The 16,008-nt window shown below is 69.2% G+C and carries 17 protein-coding genes; 7 read left to right on the top strand and 10 right to left on the bottom strand.

What is annotated here, in order from left to right:
• The first annotated feature begins 119 nt into the window (after positions 1 to 119).
• Complete coding sequence (locus ACJASC_RS05525) at positions 120 to 1,508, top strand: diguanylate cyclase (RefSeq protein ID WP_415144241.1); 1,389 nt, start codon at positions 120 to 122, stop codon at positions 1,506 to 1,508.
• Here the strand turns inward: ACJASC_RS05525 and ACJASC_RS05530 are convergent.
• Positions 1,505 to 2,398 (bottom strand): zinc ABC transporter substrate-binding protein, encoded by an 894-nt coding sequence (locus ACJASC_RS05530; RefSeq protein WP_415144243.1) that lies wholly within the window; start codon positions 2,396 to 2,398, stop codon positions 1,505 to 1,507. The two genes, ACJASC_RS05525 and ACJASC_RS05530, sit on opposite strands and share 4 nt — an antisense overlap.
• Positions 2,399 to 2,547: 149 nt before the next feature.
• Between ACJASC_RS05530 and ACJASC_RS05535 the strand changes: the two genes are divergently transcribed.
• From ACJASC_RS05535 to ACJASC_RS05550, 4 genes are all read left to right on the top strand, one after another.
• A complete protein-coding gene (locus ACJASC_RS05535; protein WP_415144245.1) occupies positions 2,548 to 3,018 on the top strand; it encodes a transcriptional repressor in 471 nt (156 codons plus the stop codon).
• Complete coding sequence (locus ACJASC_RS05540; protein WP_415144247.1) at positions 3,015 to 3,773, top strand: ATP-binding cassette domain-containing protein; 759 nt, start codon at positions 3,015 to 3,017, stop codon at positions 3,771 to 3,773. The genes ACJASC_RS05535 and ACJASC_RS05540 overlap by 4 nt, the downstream gene beginning before the upstream one ends.
• 1 nt (position 3,774) lies before the next feature.
• Positions 3,775 to 4,569, top strand: coding sequence for a metal ABC transporter permease (locus ACJASC_RS05545; RefSeq protein ID WP_415144488.1), 795 nt, complete (start codon positions 3,775 to 3,777; stop codon positions 4,567 to 4,569).
• 91 nt (positions 4,570 to 4,660) lie between these two features.
• Positions 4,661 to 5,170 (top strand): CAP domain-containing protein, encoded by a 510-nt coding sequence (locus ACJASC_RS05550; protein ID WP_235047541.1) that lies wholly within the window; start codon positions 4,661 to 4,663, stop codon positions 5,168 to 5,170.
• Positions 5,171 to 5,174: 4 nt separating this feature from the next.
• Here ACJASC_RS05550 and dtd read toward each other — a convergent pair whose 3' ends face one another.
• The 9 genes from dtd to ACJASC_RS05595 all read right to left on the bottom strand — a co-directional run bounded on the left by dtd (position 5,175) and on the right by ACJASC_RS05595 (position 13,441).
• Positions 5,175 to 5,618, bottom strand: a complete 444-nt coding sequence (gene dtd / locus ACJASC_RS05555; protein WP_415144249.1) for a D-aminoacyl-tRNA deacylase — start codon at positions 5,616 to 5,618, stop codon at positions 5,175 to 5,177.
• Positions 5,615 to 6,529, bottom strand: coding sequence for a carbohydrate kinase family protein (locus ACJASC_RS05560; RefSeq protein WP_415144251.1), 915 nt, complete (start codon positions 6,527 to 6,529; stop codon positions 5,615 to 5,617). The genes dtd and ACJASC_RS05560 overlap by 4 nt, the downstream gene beginning before the upstream one ends.
• Positions 6,530 to 6,604: 75 nt before the next feature.
• A complete protein-coding gene (locus ACJASC_RS05565) occupies positions 6,605 to 7,729 on the bottom strand; it encodes a TFIIB-type zinc ribbon-containing protein (protein WP_415144253.1) in 1,125 nt (374 codons plus the stop codon).
• Between the two features lie 55 nt (positions 7,730 to 7,784).
• Positions 7,785 to 8,918 carry an SPFH domain-containing protein gene (locus ACJASC_RS05570; RefSeq protein WP_415144255.1) on the bottom strand — a complete coding sequence of 378 codons (1,134 nt, stop codon included), beginning with the start codon at positions 8,916 to 8,918 and terminating at the stop codon, positions 7,785 to 7,787.
• Between the two features lie 21 nt (positions 8,919 to 8,939).
• Positions 8,940 to 9,896 carry a DUF2927 domain-containing protein gene (locus ACJASC_RS05575; protein WP_415144490.1) on the bottom strand — a complete coding sequence of 319 codons (957 nt, stop codon included), beginning with the start codon at positions 9,894 to 9,896 and terminating at the stop codon, positions 8,940 to 8,942.
• 54 nt (positions 9,897 to 9,950) lie between these two features.
• Positions 9,951 to 11,141 carry a toxic anion resistance protein gene (locus ACJASC_RS05580; protein WP_415144257.1) on the bottom strand — a complete coding sequence of 397 codons (1,191 nt, stop codon included), beginning with the start codon at positions 11,139 to 11,141 and terminating at the stop codon, positions 9,951 to 9,953.
• Positions 11,141 to 12,037: a 5-bromo-4-chloroindolyl phosphate hydrolysis family protein gene (locus ACJASC_RS05585; protein ID WP_415144259.1), complete on the bottom strand. Its 897-nt coding sequence runs from the start codon at positions 12,035 to 12,037 to the stop codon at positions 11,141 to 11,143. Before ACJASC_RS05585 ends, ACJASC_RS05580 begins: the two co-directional genes overlap by 1 nt.
• The gene (locus ACJASC_RS05590; RefSeq protein WP_021692230.1) at positions 12,037 to 12,249 is read right to left on the bottom strand and encodes a hypothetical protein; all 213 of its coding nucleotides are present in this window, start codon (positions 12,247 to 12,249) and stop codon (positions 12,037 to 12,039) included. Before ACJASC_RS05590 ends, ACJASC_RS05585 begins: the two co-directional genes overlap by 1 nt.
• 67 nt (positions 12,250 to 12,316) lie before the next feature.
• Positions 12,317 to 13,441, bottom strand: a complete 1,125-nt coding sequence (locus ACJASC_RS05595) for a pseudouridine synthase (RefSeq protein ID WP_415144261.1) — start codon at positions 13,439 to 13,441, stop codon at positions 12,317 to 12,319.
• A 64-nt stretch (positions 13,442 to 13,505) separates the two neighbouring features.
• Here ACJASC_RS05595 and ACJASC_RS05600 point away from each other — a divergent pair, with 64 nt between their 5' ends.
• Entirely contained in the window at positions 13,506 to 13,961 is a 456-nt protein-coding gene (locus tag ACJASC_RS05600) for a nucleoside deaminase (protein WP_415144263.1), read from the top strand.
• 77 nt (positions 13,962 to 14,038) lie between these two features.
• Positions 14,039 to 16,006, top strand: a complete 1,968-nt coding sequence (gene dnaG, locus ACJASC_RS05605; RefSeq protein WP_415144265.1) for a DNA primase — start codon at positions 14,039 to 14,041, stop codon at positions 16,004 to 16,006.
• The last annotated feature ends 2 nt before the right edge of the window (positions 16,007 to 16,008 follow it).

Here is a 16,008-nt window from a genome sequence, read left to right on the forward strand (position 1 = left end):
AACCGGGAGAGGGCGCAATCCCGATGATGGGTTCGAAGATGGGCCCGATGATGGGGCAGCGATCGCGTGAGCGGATCGTCGGCCTGACCGGGCAGCATGGCCCGAACAAGGACACATTCATGTCGGGTCGTATCCTCATCGTCGATCGAATCGCAACGGAAAGAGCGCTTCAGGAGAGCGCCCTCATCGCCGTGGGGTTTGACTGTCTGCATTGCGACGGTTTCGAAGACGCGTTGGCGCGGCTGCCCGATCCGTCGATCGACCTGCTCTTCGTGCCCACCGCGCCGGGCGTTCAGACGGATTTCGACGCGACCCTCACCTTTCTGAAGAGGCTGCGCGTCGTTCCGAACGGTGTACGCCTGCCGGTCGTGGTGGCGGGACGCTGGCCTGCCGGGGGGGAACGGCTCGCGCTTCTGCTCGGCGGGGCCGACGAGGTGGTGGTGGCGCCGGTTTCGACCACGTTGCTGCAGGCGCGGATCCGCAACCTTTTGCGCGCGCGCGACACAGAGGACGAGCTGTCGCGCCGCGAGGCCACGCATCAGGCCTTGGGGTTTTCCGAAGCGGCGGCGACCTTTGCGCCGCGCCAGCGCATTGCGGTGATCTCGCCCGAGGCAGAACGGGGGATGACGGCCTATCGGGGCCTGCCGGAGCCGTTGCGCCGGATCGCGCCGCAAGGCTCTTTCACGGAGGCCGGACATGAGGAGGATCTCTTCGTGATCGACGGGGCCGGTCTCTGTCGGGCGGGGCATCCCGCGCGCGAACTCTACCGCATCGTGGCCGAATTGCGCAGCCGCTCGGCCACCCGCCGCGCCGCGCAGCTGGTGCTGATCCCCGAGACGAGCCGCGAGGCGGCGATGCTGCTCGACCTGGGCGCGGACGACATCGTGCCCGCCTCGGTCGAAACCGACGAGATCGCCTACCGTGCCCGTCGCCTGCTGCGCCGCAAGTCGCTTGCCGATCGGCTGCGCGCGACCGAGAGGCACGGCCTCGAAGCGGCGCTGACCGATCCGCTGACAGGGCTGTGGAACCGGCGCTACGCGCGGCCCCACCTGATCAGGCTGATCACCGAGGCGCGGTCGCGGTCGCGGCCGATCGCGGTAATGCTGCTCGACATCGACCTGTTCAAGGCAGTCAACGACCGCCATGGCCACGCTGCCGGCGACGAGGTGCTGGCGCAGGTCGCGCGGCGGCTCCGCGACGGGTTGCGACCGGCCGATCTTCTGGCGCGGATCGGCGGTGAGGAGTTTCTCGTGGCGATGCCCGACACCAGCCTCGAGCAGGCGCGCATCGCGGCGGACCGGCTGCGCCGCCGCATCCGCGACGCGCCGTTCCGCGTGGCGCCTGAGGTGTCGTGCCGCATCACCGTGTCGGTCGGCGTGGCGATGGGCCCGGGCCGCCCCGACCCCGAACAGGAGGCCGAGGCGTTGATGCGCCGCGCCGACGAGGCGCTCTACGCGGCCAAGGAGACCGGTCGCAACCGCGTCACGGTCAGCCTGAGCGCGGCCTAGCCAAGGCAGTCTTCCAATGCCACGGCCAGACCTTCGATCAGCGCCGGATAAAGATCCGGTCCCGGGGTCAGCATCAGGCCGTCGGGATCGGTCGGAGCGGTCGCGGCCGAACTGTCTTCGCGCAGCAGCGCCACCAGATCGGCGGGCGTTTCGGGATCGCTGAGCACGCAGACGATGCCGCCGATCTCGACCTTGTCGCGCAGCTCCGCAATCCGGGCGGGTCCCGGCGCCGAAGCGTCCGATAGCGCCAGAGCACCCGATGCGGGCACGTCGAAGCGGCGCTCGAAATACTGGTAGGCGTCGTGCGGCACCAGATAGGGCCGCCCCGACAGCGGGGCGAGCCGCGCCGCGATCCGCTCCGACATCGCCGTATCCGCTTCGATTGCGACCGTCGCGTTCTCGCGGTAGGTCCCGGCATTCTCGGGGTCGGTCTCGGCCAGCGTCTCGGCCAGCCGCTCCATCCATGAGGCGGCCACTACCGGGTCGAGCCAAGCGTGCGGGTCGGCTTGGGCCGCGTCCAACGCGTCATGGCCGTGCCCGTGGTCGTCCCCTTCCTCTTCCTCTTCCTCTTCCTCATGCTCCGTCTCGAAGGCCGGATCCTGGCGCAGTGGCAGCCGCTCCCAGCCCTCCAACTCCAGCACCGCGAGCGCTTCGGCCTCGGGGGCCAGCGCTGCGAGGCTGTCGGAGAACCAAGGCAGGAAGGCGGGGCCGGTCCAGACAACAAGGTCCGCTTGCGACAATCGCCGGGCATCCGACGGGCGCAGTGTCACATCATGCGGAGATCCACCCGGCGGCAGCAGCAGCTCGGGCGTGCCCACGCCGTCCATTACCCGTGCCACGAGGCTATGCAGCGGCGCGGTGTCGACGACGACCCGAGGCGGCTCGGCCAAGGCCGGTGCAGCCAGACACGTGAAGCAAGCAGCGAAAGAGACGGTAGAACGCATGGAGACCTCTTGAGCATTTCAGATTTGGAAGTTAGGTGCTATGTTATAACATAACGATAGGTCAAGACCCGACCAGTAGCTTCGAGGAGACCGCCATGGCCGAACCCGGCTTTGCCTGCGGCGACCATGCCGCCTGCATCCGCAGTGCGATCACCGCCGCCGAGGCGGGATGCGCCGCGTCCGGCGCGCGGCTGACGCCGTTGCGCCGTCGCGTGCTTGAAATCCTGCTCGAAGGCCATGCGGCGATGGGGGCCTATGACGTTCTGGCACGGCTCGACGCCGAAGGCATGGGTTCCAAGCCGCCCGTGGCCTATCGCGCGCTCGGGTTTCTCGTGGATCAGGGGCTGGCGCATCGGATCGAACGGCTCTCGGCCTATGTCGCCTGCGCCCGTCCGGGCGCGGCCCATGCGCCGGGCTTTCTGATCTGCCGCGGCTGCGGCGCGGTGGCGGAAACACAAGGTGCCGAAGGGCTGTCGCGCCCGGCGGCAGAGGCCGGTTTCGTGATCGAGCAGACGGTGATCGAGGCCGAGGGGCTCTGCCCGGCCTGCCAGGAGCGCGAGGCATGAGCGCGTTGATCGAGGCGCGGGGGCTGGAGTTCGGACCCAAGGGCGCACCGGTGCTGCGCGACGTGTCGCTGCGTGTCGAGGCGGGCGAGATCGTCACACTCGTGGGGCCGAACGGCTCGGGCAAGAGCACGCTTTTGCGGCTGGTCATCGGCGCTCTGGCGCCGCGGCGCGGCAGGGTGCGGCGCATGCGGGGGCTGCGCATCGGCTATGTGCCGCAAAGCCTCGTGCTCGACGCTTCCCTGCCGATCACCGTGCGCCGCTTTCTCGACCTGCCGCTGCGGGTCGGGGATGCCGAGGCCGAAGCGGCGCTCGATCAATCGGGCGCGGGCGGGCTCGGCGGGCGGCAGATGGCCGCGCTGTCGGGGGGGCAGTTCCAGCGGGTGCTGCTGGCCCGCGCGGTGCTGAACCGGCCGCAGCTTTTGATCCTCGACGAGCCGACGCAGGGTCTCGACCAGCCGGGGCAGGCCGCCTTCTATCGCCGGATCGAGGCGCTTCGGCGCGATATCGGCTGCGGCGTGTTGATGGTCAGCCACGAATTGCATGTGGTGATGTCGGCCTCGGACCGGGTGATCTGCCTCAATGGGCATATCTGCTGCGAGGGCACGCCGGCGGTCGTTTCCGCCGCCCCGGCCTATCGCGAGCTGTTCGGCACCGGGACGGGCGGCCAACTCGCGCTTTACCGTCACGAGCACGACCACGCCCATGAGGGTGGCGGCGCCGCGCATCATCATCACCAACATCACGCCGAGGGCTGACATGCTCGACGATTTCCTGATCCGCGCGGGCCTCGCCGCGCTTGGCACCGCCTTGGCCGCGGGCCCGCTCGGCTGCTTCGTCGTCTGGCGGCGCATGGCTTATTTCGGCGATGCGACCAGCCACGCCGCGATCTTGGGCGTGGCACTGGCGCTGGGGCAGGGGATGGCGGTGTTTCCAGGCGTTCTCGGCACCGCGATCGCCATGGCGATCGCGGTGCATGCGCTGGCGGGGCGGGGCCTTGCGCATGACGCGGTGCTGGGCGTGCTGTCGCACGGGGCGCTGGCGGCCGGGCTTGTGGCCGTGGCACTTACCAGTGGAACACGGGTGAACCTCGAACTCTACCTGTTCGGCGATGTGCTGACCGTGACGCGCGGCGATCTGGCCTGGATCTGGGGCGGCGCGGCGCTGGTGGTGGGCGTGTTGGCCTGGCGGTGGCGCAAGTTGCTGACGGCGACGCTGTCGCCGGATCTGGCTCACGCCTCGGGAATCGCGCCGCGCCGCGAAGCACTGGTGCTGACCCTGCTCTTGGCGACCGTGGTGGCGGTGGCGATCAAGGTGGTGGGCGCGCTGCTGATCACCGCGCTTCTCGTGATTCCGGCAGCGGCGGCCCGGGGCGCCGCCCGCACGCCCGAGGCTATGGCGATGCTGGCACTGGGCATGGCGGCGGTTTCGGCGCTGGCGGGGCTTCAAGCGGCACTGTGGTTCGACACCCCCGTGGGACCTTCGATCGTCTGCGTCGCGGTGGCGCTCTTCGTTGGCAGCCTGCCGCTCAGGCTGCTCGGGGTCGCGCGCTGATGATTGCCCAGCGGCATCAGTAAAAATCACCACGCCTTGCTCTTGCCTCAATTGGTTTGCGAACTAGCGCCAAATCGTTCGAGGAGAGCAGATGAGACGATCCCTGATGGTTGCGGCAGTCGCCGCGCTGCCTGCCCTTGGGCTTGTGCCCGGCTTCACCGGCCTTGCGGCCACCCCCGCTTCCGCTTCCGCAGGCTGCCTCCTGCCTGCGGAGGCCAGTGCAAGGGCGACGCGGATCGCCGCGGGTCTCAACGCCTTTCGCGCCTCGCAGGGCCTGCGCCGGGTGTCGCATGACCCCGAGCTGTCGCGCGCGGCGCAGGTACAGGCCTGCGATCTGGCGCGCAGCGGGGAGTTCGGCCATCGCGGCAGCGACGGCTCGAACCACCGGGTCCGCGTCGAGCGCACAGGCTACTGCGCCGGGGTCAGCGGCGAGAATCTTGCTTGGGGCTATCCCCGCGCGCAGCAGATCATCACCGGTTGGCAAGGCTCGCCCGGCCACCGCCAGGTAATGGCGCTCGATCGCGCGCAGGAGTTCGGCGTAGGCCTCGCGCAAGGGTCCAAGGGCCCGGTCTGGGTTCTGGTGATGGCACAGCCCTGCTGACGCCTCAGCCGGTGATCTCCAGCGGGATGGTCACCGGCCCGTCATTCACCAGTGCCACCTTCATGTCGGCGCCGAAGCGTCCGGTCTCGACCGGCACGCCCAAGGCCGCCAGCTCCGCCGCCAGCGCCTCGTAGAGGGGCGCGCCGATCTCGGGTGCGGCAGCGGTCGAGAAACCGGGGCGGTTGCCCGTTCGCGTATCGGCGGCCAACGTGAACTGGCTCACCACCAGCGCCGCGCCGCCCGTGTCGAGAAGCGAGCGGTTCATCCGGCCGGCCTCGTCGCGAAAGATCCGCAACTTGGCGATCTTTGCGGCCATCCTGCTGGGCAGGGCATCGGTGTCGCCCTGCATCGCGCAGACCAGTACCAGAACACCCGGCCCCGCGCGCCCGATCACCGCGCCGTCGACGCTGACGCTGGCCTCCGAGACGCGCTGGACCAGAGCCTTCAAAGCTCGTCGGCCCAGGGCGGGTTGGCGCCGGCGCGGCTGACGGTGATGGCCGCGGCTTGCGCGCCGAGCGCCAGCGCGTCGCGGATCTGCGCTTCGGTCAGCGTGTCGATCGCCTCCTTGGTGAGCAGCCCAGCCCGGTGCAGGCTCACCAGAACGCCGGCGTTGAAGGTGTCGCCCGCGCCGACCGTGTCGGCCACCTCGACCTTGGTAGAGGCGACGCTGACGGTGTGATCGTCGGTATAGCCGGTGGCGCCCTTGGAGCCTTCGGTGATGCAGACGAGGGCGGGGCCCTTGGCGAGCATCCGGCGTGCCAGATCGGGGGTGCTGCCCTGGCCCTCGAGCCAGTGCAGATCCTCGTCCGAGACCTTCACGATGTCGGCGCGCGCGATCATCCGCTCGATCCGGGCGCGGTAGGCGGTCTCGTCGCGGATGAAGCTGGGGCGGATGTTGGGGTCGATCATGGTGACGCGGGTCGCGCTCTCGCGCGCCTGCAACGCCTCGTAGGCGGCGCCGCAAGGCTCGACCACGAGGGAGATACCGCCGAAGAACAGCGCCTCGGCGCCCGGCTCGGGCAGGTCGTCCTCCGACAGCATCCGTCCGGCGGTGTTCTCGTCATAGAAGCTGTAGCTGGCATGGCCGTCGGTGAGCTTCACGAAAGCCAGCGTCGTGGGCCGGTCAGAGATATGCGCCGGGAAGGTATCGACCTTCGAGGCTTCCAGCGTTTCACGCAGCAGGTCGCCGAACATGTCGGACGAGATGCCCGAAAAGAAGCCGACCGGCGCGCCAAGGCGGCCCATGGCGATGGCGGTGTTGAACACCGCGCCGCCGGCATAGGGCGCAAAGGCGGTCTCGCCGCTTTCGGTGCGACGGGGCAGCATGTCGATCAGGGCTTCGCCGCAGGCGAGGATCATCGGATTTCCTTCCGGAGTAGAGGCTGTCGGATCGGCGCGGACAATGCCGCCTGACGCGGGGTCGTGCAAGCGGGCTTACTGGTTGAGATAACCGAAATAGCCCAGAATCGCAGCCGCGATCAGGGCGGCGATCACCGCGAGGGTGATCTTCCACTTGGAGTAGGGGCGCGCGCCCTGCACCTTGCCCGACCGCGCGTTGACCACGAAGGCGTAGCTTTGGCCCCGGTAGCGGTAGGCAGCGGTCCAGACCGGCAGCAGCACGTGCTTGAAGGTCACGCCGGACACGCGGGTGTCCAGCGCCTCGATCCGCTGCTGATCGCCCCCGATGTCGCGGCGCACGTCGCTCTGGATCACCTGCTCCATCACCGCACGCGCCTCGGTATAGGCGTCGTCGAGCTCGATCTGGTAGCCTTCGGCCATGAAGCCCGCGACATATTCGGGTCGGTAGGGCAACAGGGCGGGCAGGTCCCACGGGCCGATCGCGTCGGTATGCGCCTTGGGCAGGGATTTCGAGCCGAGCACCAGCACGTCGTCGAAGAACCGCGCCACCCGGCCGCGCACGCGCCGCCAGCGGATGCGCGGCTCCTGCACCCGCACCTGTTTGCCATCGCGCATCACGGTGCGGGTGACGTAATAGGTGTCACCGCGCTGGCCGCGATAATCGGTCTCGGTCTGGGCGTCGAAGGTCCAGAAGGGCACGTAGATGCCGTTCATCCGCCGCCCCTTGCGCGCATAGGCCTTGAGGCCGTTGGGCGCGAACCACAGGCTGCCCAGCCATGCGCTCAGCGCCTCGTGGGCGCGGCTCTCATCGATCTCGAAGGGCAGGAGCGCGCGCGGCTTGATATGGCGATGCGTGCCGGTGTCGGCCACCACGGCCGTGTCGCAATAGGGGCAGCGCGTGGCATGGGTGCCGCGCGCGAATTCCACCTGCGCGCCGCAATTGGGGCAGGAGGCGGTGCGCGTCTCCTCGATCTGCGACACCGGCACGTCACCGCGCCGGGCGCTTTCGAAGTCGATCTCGCGCGTGGCATCGGGATCGCGCAGCGGCGCGATCGCCTCGTGGTGGCCGCAATGGCCGCAGGCCAGCTCCATGGTGCCGGGCGCGAAATGCATGTCGCTGCCGCAGACCGGGCAGGGAAAGCGATGCTCCTCGACCACGCCGCCGGAAGGGACGCGGGAGACGCTGGGAATGCCGGTCATGCGGACCTCTCGGATGGCGTCACGCGCGTGGTCACGGTCAGTGTCACGGTTGACGTCACGAGGCGGGCGGTGCCGGAGGCGGGGGGGGCGGCATCACCGTGAAGAGCTGTGCCAGCTCGTCCACATCCTCGGCCCGCTTCCAGCCGTCCTGACCGGCGGTCCAGACGAGGGTGTCGCGCCCAAAGCCGCCCTCGGTCACCATTCGGCCCAGCCGCGCCTTGGAAAAGGGTCCTGAGGTCTGACCGTTCACCGCGAGGTGCCAGACATGCTCGGCCGGCGGCGGCGGAGGCGGCGGCGGCGGGGCGGCATGTTGCTGCGGTTGCTGCATCTGGTGACCGGGCATCGGCCCCCACGGCCCTTGTCCCGCGACCATGCCCATGCCAAAGCCCATTCCCGCCCCCATCGTCCCCGACGGGTTGGCCGCGGCGGTGGTCATCGCCTCGGCGGCGGAATACTGGCCGAAACGGTTCAGGTCGCCGACGATCCCCATCGAGGTGCGCTTGTCGAGCGCACGCTCCACCGCTTCGGGGAGCGAGACGTTCTCGACGTAGAACTCCGGCAGCTCCAGCCCGTATTGCGCGACCACCGGCGCGATCGCCTCGCGCACGATCTTGCCCAGATCCCCGGTGTTGGCCGCCATGTCGAGCACGGGGATGCCCGATCCGGCGAGCACGCGGCTCGCCTCCTGCACCACGATGTTACGGATCTGGTAAGAGATCTCGGAGGTGGTGAATTCGCCATCCGTGCCGACGATCTCGCGCAGGAACAGGGCGGGGTCGGTGATCCGCATCGCGTAGGAGCCGAAGGCCCGCAGGCGCACCGGCCCGAATTCGGGGTCGCGGCACATCACCGGATTCTTGGTGCCCCATTTCTGGTTGGTGATGCGGGTGGTGTTGACGAAGTAGACCTCGGATTTGAACGGCGACCGGAACCCGTGATCCCAGTGCTGCAGCGAGGTCATGATCGGCATGTTGTTGGTCTCGAGCATGTAGAGACCCGGCTTGAACACATCCGCCAGCTGGCCTTCATGCACGAAGACCGCCGCCTGACCCTCGCGCACCGTCAGCTTGGCGCCGTACTTGATCTCGTGGCCCTCGCGCTCGAAGCGCCAGACCATCGTGTCGCGGCTGTCATCGGTCCAATGGATGACGTCGATGAACTGACCTGACAGAAAATCGAGTATGCCCATGTGTCGTCTCCCGTGTTGCGCTCAGGCGTTGCCGCCCAGCAGTTCCGCCGCGATCTCGCGCGCGATTGGCGCGGCCTCGACGGCGCTCATGCCGGGGCTGAGCCGCCGGTCGTAGAGCATCTTCAGAAGCAGTTCGTCATGCCGCGTCAGCAGGCCGAACTCCTCGTCGTCGTTGAAGATCGAGGGGCGCGCCTGCGGGCTGTCATTGGCGAGCCCCATGCCTTGGGCCAGCTCCTCATGGATGCAGGCGAGGCGCAGCATGTCGGGATGCTCGCCCCGGATCAGCGCCACGGCGCGGCTGTAGGTGTTGCCGCCATCGCCCGAGAAGGCGATGACGAGGCACAGCGTCGAGCGCGGCGGGTTCAGGAAGGCCCGCACCGAGCTTTCGGCGATGCCAGGCACCATCTGCCTCAGCTTGTCCTCATAGCCCGCGCGGTCATCCTCGTTCAGGATCAGCACCGAGAAGTTGCCTTCCGCCGCGGTCTGGGTGATCGGCACGCCGGTGAGCCGCGACAGCCGCGCACCATAGGCGGCCACGGCGTTGCGGTCGCGCACGCGCTGCTTGGCGGGCACGGTGTCGCCGAACTGCACGTCCATGCGGATCGGGTTTTCCCAGCGACGCAGACGGCTCATCGTCGCCTCGGCGCGCAGGGTTTCGCCATCGGCCACGTATTCATCGTAGAGCGCGATACGGATGAAATTGCGCGCCAGCATCGTGTCGGTGAAGGGCGTGTCCGGCCCGCCGCCATCGCCGCGCAGCAGCCCTTGGGTCACAAGGTCCGATTGCAGCCGCGCGTAATGCTGCGACAGAGCCTGGCTCGCGGCGGAGCGCGTGGGTTCGGGCGTGACGGCGGGGCGGACGGGCGGTGCAGGCGCGGCTGCGGGGGCCGTCGGCTGGGGGATCTTGGCCGCCGGCTCTTCGCGCGGCGGTGTTACCGGCACGAGTTCGGCCTCCGAGGCGCAGCCCGCCACGAGCATCAGGGCCAATGCCCCGCAAATCGACCTGACGGATCGTGCTTGCATTGCCGTGCCTTATCCGCGCGGGGTGGTACCGGATGATCTGGGCGTGCCGGGCGCCGCGCGGCTGCGCGCCGAACCCAGCGCCGTTTTCAGCTCGCCTTCCATGCGGCGCAGCTCGGCCTCGGCCTCGGCGCGGCGGCGCTTGCCTTCGTCGGCGATGTCGAGGCTCTCATCGATGGTGGCGATCAGCTCGGCATTGGCTGCCTTTACCGCCTCAATGTCGAACACGCCGCGTTCCATCTCGGTGCGGATCGCCTTGTTGGCACTGCGCAGGTTCTCGGCGTTCGAGCGCAAGAGATCATTGGTGAGGTCGTTGGCCTCGCGCACCGCGCTCGCCGCCGCTGCCCCGCGCTGGATCGTCACGGCCTGCGCGAGCTGGGTCTCCCACAACGGCACGGTGTTTACGAGGGTGGAATTGATCTTGGTGACAAGGCTCTTGTCGTTTTCCTGCACCAGCCGGATCGAGGGCAGCGACTGCATCGTCACCTGCCGAGTCAGCTTGAGGTCGTGCACCCGCCGCTCCAGATCGTCGCGCGCGGCGCGCATGTCGCGCAGTTCCTGCGCAGCCATAACCTGCGCCTCCTCGGGGGCGGCCTCCATCTTGGCCTGCTGCGCCGGGATCTCGGTGGCGTCGATCTCCTCAAGCCGCGCCTCGCCCGCCGCGATGTAGAGCGCCAGCTCGTCGTAGAAAGCGAGGGTCTTGTCGTAGAGTACGTCGAGGCTCTCGATGTCCTTCATCAGCGCGTGCTCATGGCGCAGCAGCTCGTCGGTGATGCGGTCGATCTGGCCCTGCACATCGCGGAACCGTTCGGTGAACTTGGCCAGCGGCTTGGCTTTGCCGGTCAGCCTGTCCCACAGGCTGCGCTTGCGATTGGGGTCGAGCTCGGCCACGTCGAAGCCGCGGATCGTGGCGACGATGTCGCGCAGGCTTTCACCCGCCGGACCCACATCCTTGTTCTGCACGCCCTGAAGCATCGATTGGCTGATCTGCTGCAATTCGGCCTGCGCGCCCGAGCCGAAGCGCACGATGGAGTTGGTGTCGCCAAGGTCGATTTCGCTCATGCGGCGGCGGATCTCGGCGCTCTGCTCGGGTGCGGCGGCCTCGAGCGTCAGCTCGCCGCCGGGATCGGGCAGGCGGATCTGGTTCAGGGTCTCGATCTCGGCCACGCGGGCGGCCGCGGCATCGCGGGTCTTGTCGGACATCACTCGTTCCCTCTTTCAGACGGAGCCACAACGCCTTCGCGCGCCAAGCGGTCCCGCAACACGCGGATCTCGATGTCCATGTCGGTCCGGTCCGAAAGCAGCATCGTCTCGGTCCGGGCCGCGAAGTTGGCGTCGAGATCCGTCAGGAGCGATTCATACTCCGCCCGCGCGGCACTGTCGCGACCCCGCGACCACAGATCGGCGAATTTCACCGAAGCGTCGCGCGCGCCCATCAGATACACCCCCAAGTAACGCCGTGCCTGCGTCAGGTCGCGCGGATCACGCTCCACGGTGCGGATCATCTCGCGCGCCCGGGCCTGAAACGCGGCGACGCGCTCGTCGAGCGCGCGGTCGCGCAACCCCGAGATCGCCTCGCGCATCTGCGCGAGATAGCTTTCGGCCTCGTCCACGACCTTGGCGACGCGGTCCTGCTGGTGATCGTCGACGCCGTCGATGCGCTTGTCCGACATCGGGTCGATGCCGAAGGCTGCGACATGCAGCCCGCTGGCGGCGATGCCATAGAGAAGCGGGCCGAAGAGACCGCCATCACCCGACCACGCGGCCAGCGCCACGCCAAGTCCGGTCAGCCCGGAGGCCATCATCTTGCGCGGCCAAGCGGGGCGGCGCGCGACGGAGCGGGCCCGCCATTCGGCCTCGGCCCGCAGGCCGTCACGCAGCAGGAAGGCAGCGGCGGTCAGCACGCCCGCGCCGACCAGACCCGCAACGAGGCCGGCAGGTCCGGCGCCGAGCGAGAACAGCGCCAGCAGAGCGGGGGGCACGAACAGCAGGTTCACCCGCGCGCCCGCCGGATCGACGCGGGCGGTGTCGCGCAGATCGGGGGCAGGGCTGCGGGTCTGCGGATCGGGGCTGTAGCGCCCGCCGAAGCGCCGGGCCATCAGCCGGCTCCCAGAAGGCCGGTCGCGGTGCCGGCCATCAGGGCCAGCAGCACGAGATAGGCGATGGTACGGAATGGCGCGGGCATGGCGTCCTCCTGTGTGGCAGGCAGCGCCGAACGCCGCCGCGATCCGCCGCGGATCGCGGCGAGGATCTGCGCCCCGGCAAAGACCAGCGCGGAGGCGACAAGGAGCAGCAGAATCAATCGCGTCATGGCCGGGCGGTCCCTTGGCTAGGCCCTTCAGATAATAGGGGGCGTCGCGCGGCTTTTCGAGGGGCGCTCAGCGTTTCGGCGGTTTCGGCCCGCGCCCGCCTCCGGAACCGCCGCCGGGGCCGCCTTTGGGGCCGCCACGCGCGGCGCGGTCGCCTTTCGGGCCGGAGCGATCGGCGTCGAAGCCGGACCGCCCGCCTTTCGGGCCGGTGCGGTCGGTCCTCGAGCCGGGCGTCTCCGTCCTGGCACCGCCCTTGGCACCGGCGCGCCCGGACTTGAACCCGGGCCGGTCGCCATCGCTCGCGACCTTGGCGCCAAAGACGCGGCCCGTGCCGCCGGTCGACCGTTTCGTTTCGCTGGCCTGCTTGCGCGCGCCGCCCGGTCCCTTGGGGCCAGTGCCGCGCAGGCCGGGCTTGGCCCCGGGCGTGCCGTCGGGGCGGCGGCGCTGGACCTTGGGGCTGTCGCCTTCGCCCAACTGCTCCCGCAGCACCTTGGGCCGGATCTCCTCGACCTCGCCGGGTTCGAGGTTGCCGATTTGGAACGGCCCGTAGCTGATCCGGATCAGCCGGTTCACCGCCACCTCCAGCTCGGCCATGGCGCGGCGGATCTCGCGGTTCTTGCCCTCGCGCAGGCCGATCGTCAGCCAGGCATTGGCACCCTGCTGGCGGTCGAAGGTCACCTGCATCGGCTGATAGTCGACGCCCTCGACTGAAATGCCCTTGCGCAACCGGTCAAGCTTGTCCTCGCTCACCGAGCCGTTGATCCGCACCCGGTAGCGCCGCAGCCAGCCGGTCGAGGGCAGTTCGAGCTTGCGCTTCAACTCGCCATCATTGGTGAGCAGCAGCAGCCCCTCGGAGTTGAGGTCGAGCCGGCCCACGCTCATCACGCGCGGCATGTCCTCGGGCAGCTCGTCGAAGACGGTCTTGCGGCCCTTCTCGTCCGAGGCGCTGGTCACGAGGCCCGCAGGCTTGTGATAGAGCCACAGCCGCGCCGGTTCGGGCGCGGCCAAGGGCGCGCCGTCAACGGTGATGCGGTCCTTGGCGGTGACGTTCAGCGCCGGGCTGAAGATCCGCTCGCCGTTCACCTTGACGCGGCCATCTTCGATCATGCGCTCGGCCTCGCGGCGCGAGGCCACGCCGGCGCGCGAGAGAACCTTGGCGATCCGGTCGCCCTCGGGGGTGTCGTTCTTGTCCATCCATCCGCCATAACCGCTTGCGCGCGCCCTTGCCAGCGCCGCGCGACACGGGGCATCAGGGATCATGCGGTTTCGATCCCACATGGACCTCGCGCTCGCCGAGGCGCGCGCCGCCGCCACGCGCGGCGAGGTGCCCGTGGGCGCGGTCGTGGCCGATGCCTCCGGCAGGGTGATCGCACAGGCCGGCAACCGCACGCGCGAACTGAACGATCCCACGGCGCATGCCGAAACGCTGGCGATCCGCGCGGCCTGCGCGGCCTTGGGCTCCGAAAGGCTCACCGGCTGCGCGCTTTGGGTGACGCTCGAGCCCTGTCCGATGTGCGCTGCCGCCATCTCATTCGCCCGCATCGCGCGGCTGCATTACGGCGCGGCGGACCCCAAATCGGGCGGCGTCGAACGGGGGGCGCGCGTGTTCTCGCATCCGCAATGCCACCACAGGCCCGTGGTTTTCGATGGCATCGCGGCGGCCGAGTCCGAGGTGCTTTTGAGCCGGTTCTTCGCCGGGCTTCGAAAGCCCTAGGCACACCGTGCGAGAATTGATTGATCGCGGCGGGGCGGGTTCTGGACTTGGGGTCGCGCGGGCCCGATATTGGCGCCATGAGTCTGCCCCCCGGTTTCCTCGAAGAATTGCGCACGCGCCTCAGCCTCGGCCAGGTGGTCGGGCGTAAGGTTGCGTGGGACATGAAGAAGTCGAACCAGGGCAAGGGCGATTTCTGGGCGCCATGCCCGTTCCACCAAGAGAAATCCGCGAGCTTTCACGTCGATGATCGCAAGGGCTTCTACTACTGCTTCGGCTGCCATGCGAAGGGCGACGCGATCTCTTTCGTGCGCGAGACCGAGAACGTCGATTTCATCGACGCGGTGAAGATCCTCGCCGCCGAGGCGGGCATGCCGATGCCCGAACGCGACCCGCAGGCGCAAAAGAAGGCCGACCGCCGGGGTGAGCTGGTCGAGGTGATGGAGCAGGCGGTGCAGTGGTTCCGCATGCAGCTTCGCACCACCTCGGCCAGCAGCGCGCGCGACTACCTTGTCGGGCGCGGCCTCGACGAGGCGGCGCAGGCGCGCTGGGAGTTGGGCTTCGCCCCGGACGACCGCGCGGCGCTGAGCCGGGCGCTCAAGGCCAAGGGCATCGCCGAGGAGATGATCGTGGCGGCGGGGCTCGCCGCGCGGCCAGAAGGCGGCGGCGCGGTCTATGACCGGTTTCGCGGGCGCATCATCTTTCCCATTCGTGACGGGCGCGGCCGCGCCATCGCGCTGGGCGGACGGGCAATGGACCCCAACGCACGGGCGAAATACCTGAACTCCCCCGAGACCGAACTCTTCGACAAGGGGCGCAGCCTCTACAACCTCGCCTCCGCCCGCGAGGCGGCGGGCAAGGGCGCGCCGCTCGTGGTGGCCGAGGGCTACATGGACGTGATCGCGCTCTCGGAGGCTGGTCTGCAGGCCGCCGTGGCCCCCTTGGGCACCGCCGTCACCGAAAGCCAGCTTCAGCTGATGTGGCGGGTCCACCCCGAGCCGGTGATCGCGCTCGACGGCGATGCGGCGGGGCTTCGCGCCGCGCGGCGGGTCATCGACCTCGCGCTGCCGCTGATCGGCGCGGGGCAGGGGCTTAGATTCGCGCTGATGCCCGAAGGCCTCGACCCCGACGATCTGATCCGCGCCAAGGGGGCGACGGCGATGCGCGAGGTCGTGGCGCAGGCACAGCCGATGGTGCAGCTGTTGTGGCGGCGCGAGACCGAGGGCCACGACTTCGACAGCCCCGAGCGGCGCGCGGCTCTCGACAAGAGGCTGCGCGACGCCACCGCGCTCATTCGCGAGCCGGATTTGCGCGGGCATTACGAGGCCGAACTGAAGCGCCTGAAATGGGAGCTGTTCAACCCGCGCCGCCAGTCCGGGCCGACCCGGATCGACCGGGGTGGACGCGGCGGTTTCTTCAAGCCGAACCAGCTGCCGCTCGCGCCGAGCTCGGCTGCGCGCGCCTCGATGCTCGCCACCGGTGGCGTGGTCGAGGATCACCTGCGCGAGGCGGTGATCCTCGCCACGCTGATCGCCACGCCCGAGGTGCTGCACGAGTTCGAGCCCGCGCTTGAGCGGATGGATTGCCGTGATCCCGATCACGCGGCCTTGGCGCATGGCATTCTCGCCTGCCACCACGAGAGCGATCTGCGCGGCGCGCTTGAGGCGCGGCTTGGGCAGGATACCCTTGAAACCCTGTTCTCCCAACGCCATGTGGCGATCAGTCCGGGGGTCCGCAAACCCGGCGATGCCGATGTCGCCCGGATGTGTCTGGCCGAGGAGCTGGCCAAGCTCGACGCCCGCCGGGGCCATGCCCGCGAGCTGGCCGAGGCGGTCGAGGACCTGTCGGGGCTGAGCGACGAGGGGCTGACCTGGCGCCTGTCGCGCGCGGCCGAAGCGCTCGACAAGGCGGGTCGCGGCGACGGAGAGGATACGACCGAATACGAATACGGGACCAACGGCGCACCGATGCGGCGCGACGAGAGGTCCGAATTCGACGCTCTTCTGGGGACCATCGCCTTCGGCAAAGGCGGTCCCAAGGGGAGTTGAGA

This window comes from Limimaricola cinnabarinus (genome assembly GCF_047631075.1).
GTDB lineage: Bacteria > Pseudomonadota > Alphaproteobacteria > Rhodobacterales > Rhodobacteraceae > Limimaricola > Limimaricola cinnabarinus.

Bases quoted from the DNA above. Each gene is read 5' to 3' on its own strand.
- ACJASC_RS05525 (WP_415144241.1), top strand. From the start codon at position 120: ATGTCGGGTCGTATCCTCATCGTCGATCGAATCGCAACGGAAAGAGCG.
- ACJASC_RS05535 (WP_415144245.1), top strand. From the start codon at position 2,548: ATGGCCGAACCCGGCTTTGCCTGCGGCGACCATGCCGCCTGCATCCGC.
- ACJASC_RS05540 (WP_415144247.1), top strand. From the start codon at position 3,015: ATGAGCGCGTTGATCGAGGCGCGGGGGCTGGAGTTCGGACCCAAGGGC.
- ACJASC_RS05545 (WP_415144488.1), top strand. From the start codon at position 3,775: ATGCTCGACGATTTCCTGATCCGCGCGGGCCTCGCCGCGCTTGGCACC.
- ACJASC_RS05550 (WP_235047541.1), top strand. From the start codon at position 4,661: ATGAGACGATCCCTGATGGTTGCGGCAGTCGCCGCGCTGCCTGCCCTT.
- ACJASC_RS05560 (WP_415144251.1), bottom strand. From the start codon at position 6,529: ATGATCCTCGCCTGCGGCGAAGCCCTGATCGACATGCTGCCCCGTCGC.
- ACJASC_RS05565 (WP_415144253.1), bottom strand. From the start codon at position 7,729: ATGACCGGCATTCCCAGCGTCTCCCGCGTCCCTTCCGGCGGCGTGGTC.
- ACJASC_RS05570 (WP_415144255.1), bottom strand. From the start codon at position 8,918: ATGGGCATACTCGATTTTCTGTCAGGTCAGTTCATCGACGTCATCCAT.
- ACJASC_RS05575 (WP_415144490.1), bottom strand. From the start codon at position 9,896: ATGCTCGTGGCGGGCTGCGCCTCGGAGGCCGAACTCGTGCCGGTAACA.
- ACJASC_RS05580 (WP_415144257.1), bottom strand. From the start codon at position 11,141: ATGTCCGACAAGACCCGCGATGCCGCGGCCGCCCGCGTGGCCGAGATC.
- ACJASC_RS05585 (WP_415144259.1), bottom strand. From the start codon at position 12,037: ATGGCCCGGCGCTTCGGCGGGCGCTACAGCCCCGATCCGCAGACCCGC.
- ACJASC_RS05590 (WP_021692230.1), bottom strand. From the start codon at position 12,249: ATGACGCGATTGATTCTGCTGCTCCTTGTCGCCTCCGCGCTGGTCTTT.
- ACJASC_RS05595 (WP_415144261.1), bottom strand. From the start codon at position 13,441: ATGGACAAGAACGACACCCCCGAGGGCGACCGGATCGCCAAGGTTCTC.
- ACJASC_RS05600 (WP_415144263.1), top strand. From the start codon at position 13,506: ATGCGGTTTCGATCCCACATGGACCTCGCGCTCGCCGAGGCGCGCGCC.
- dnaG (WP_415144265.1), top strand. From the start codon at position 14,039: ATGAGTCTGCCCCCCGGTTTCCTCGAAGAATTGCGCACGCGCCTCAGC.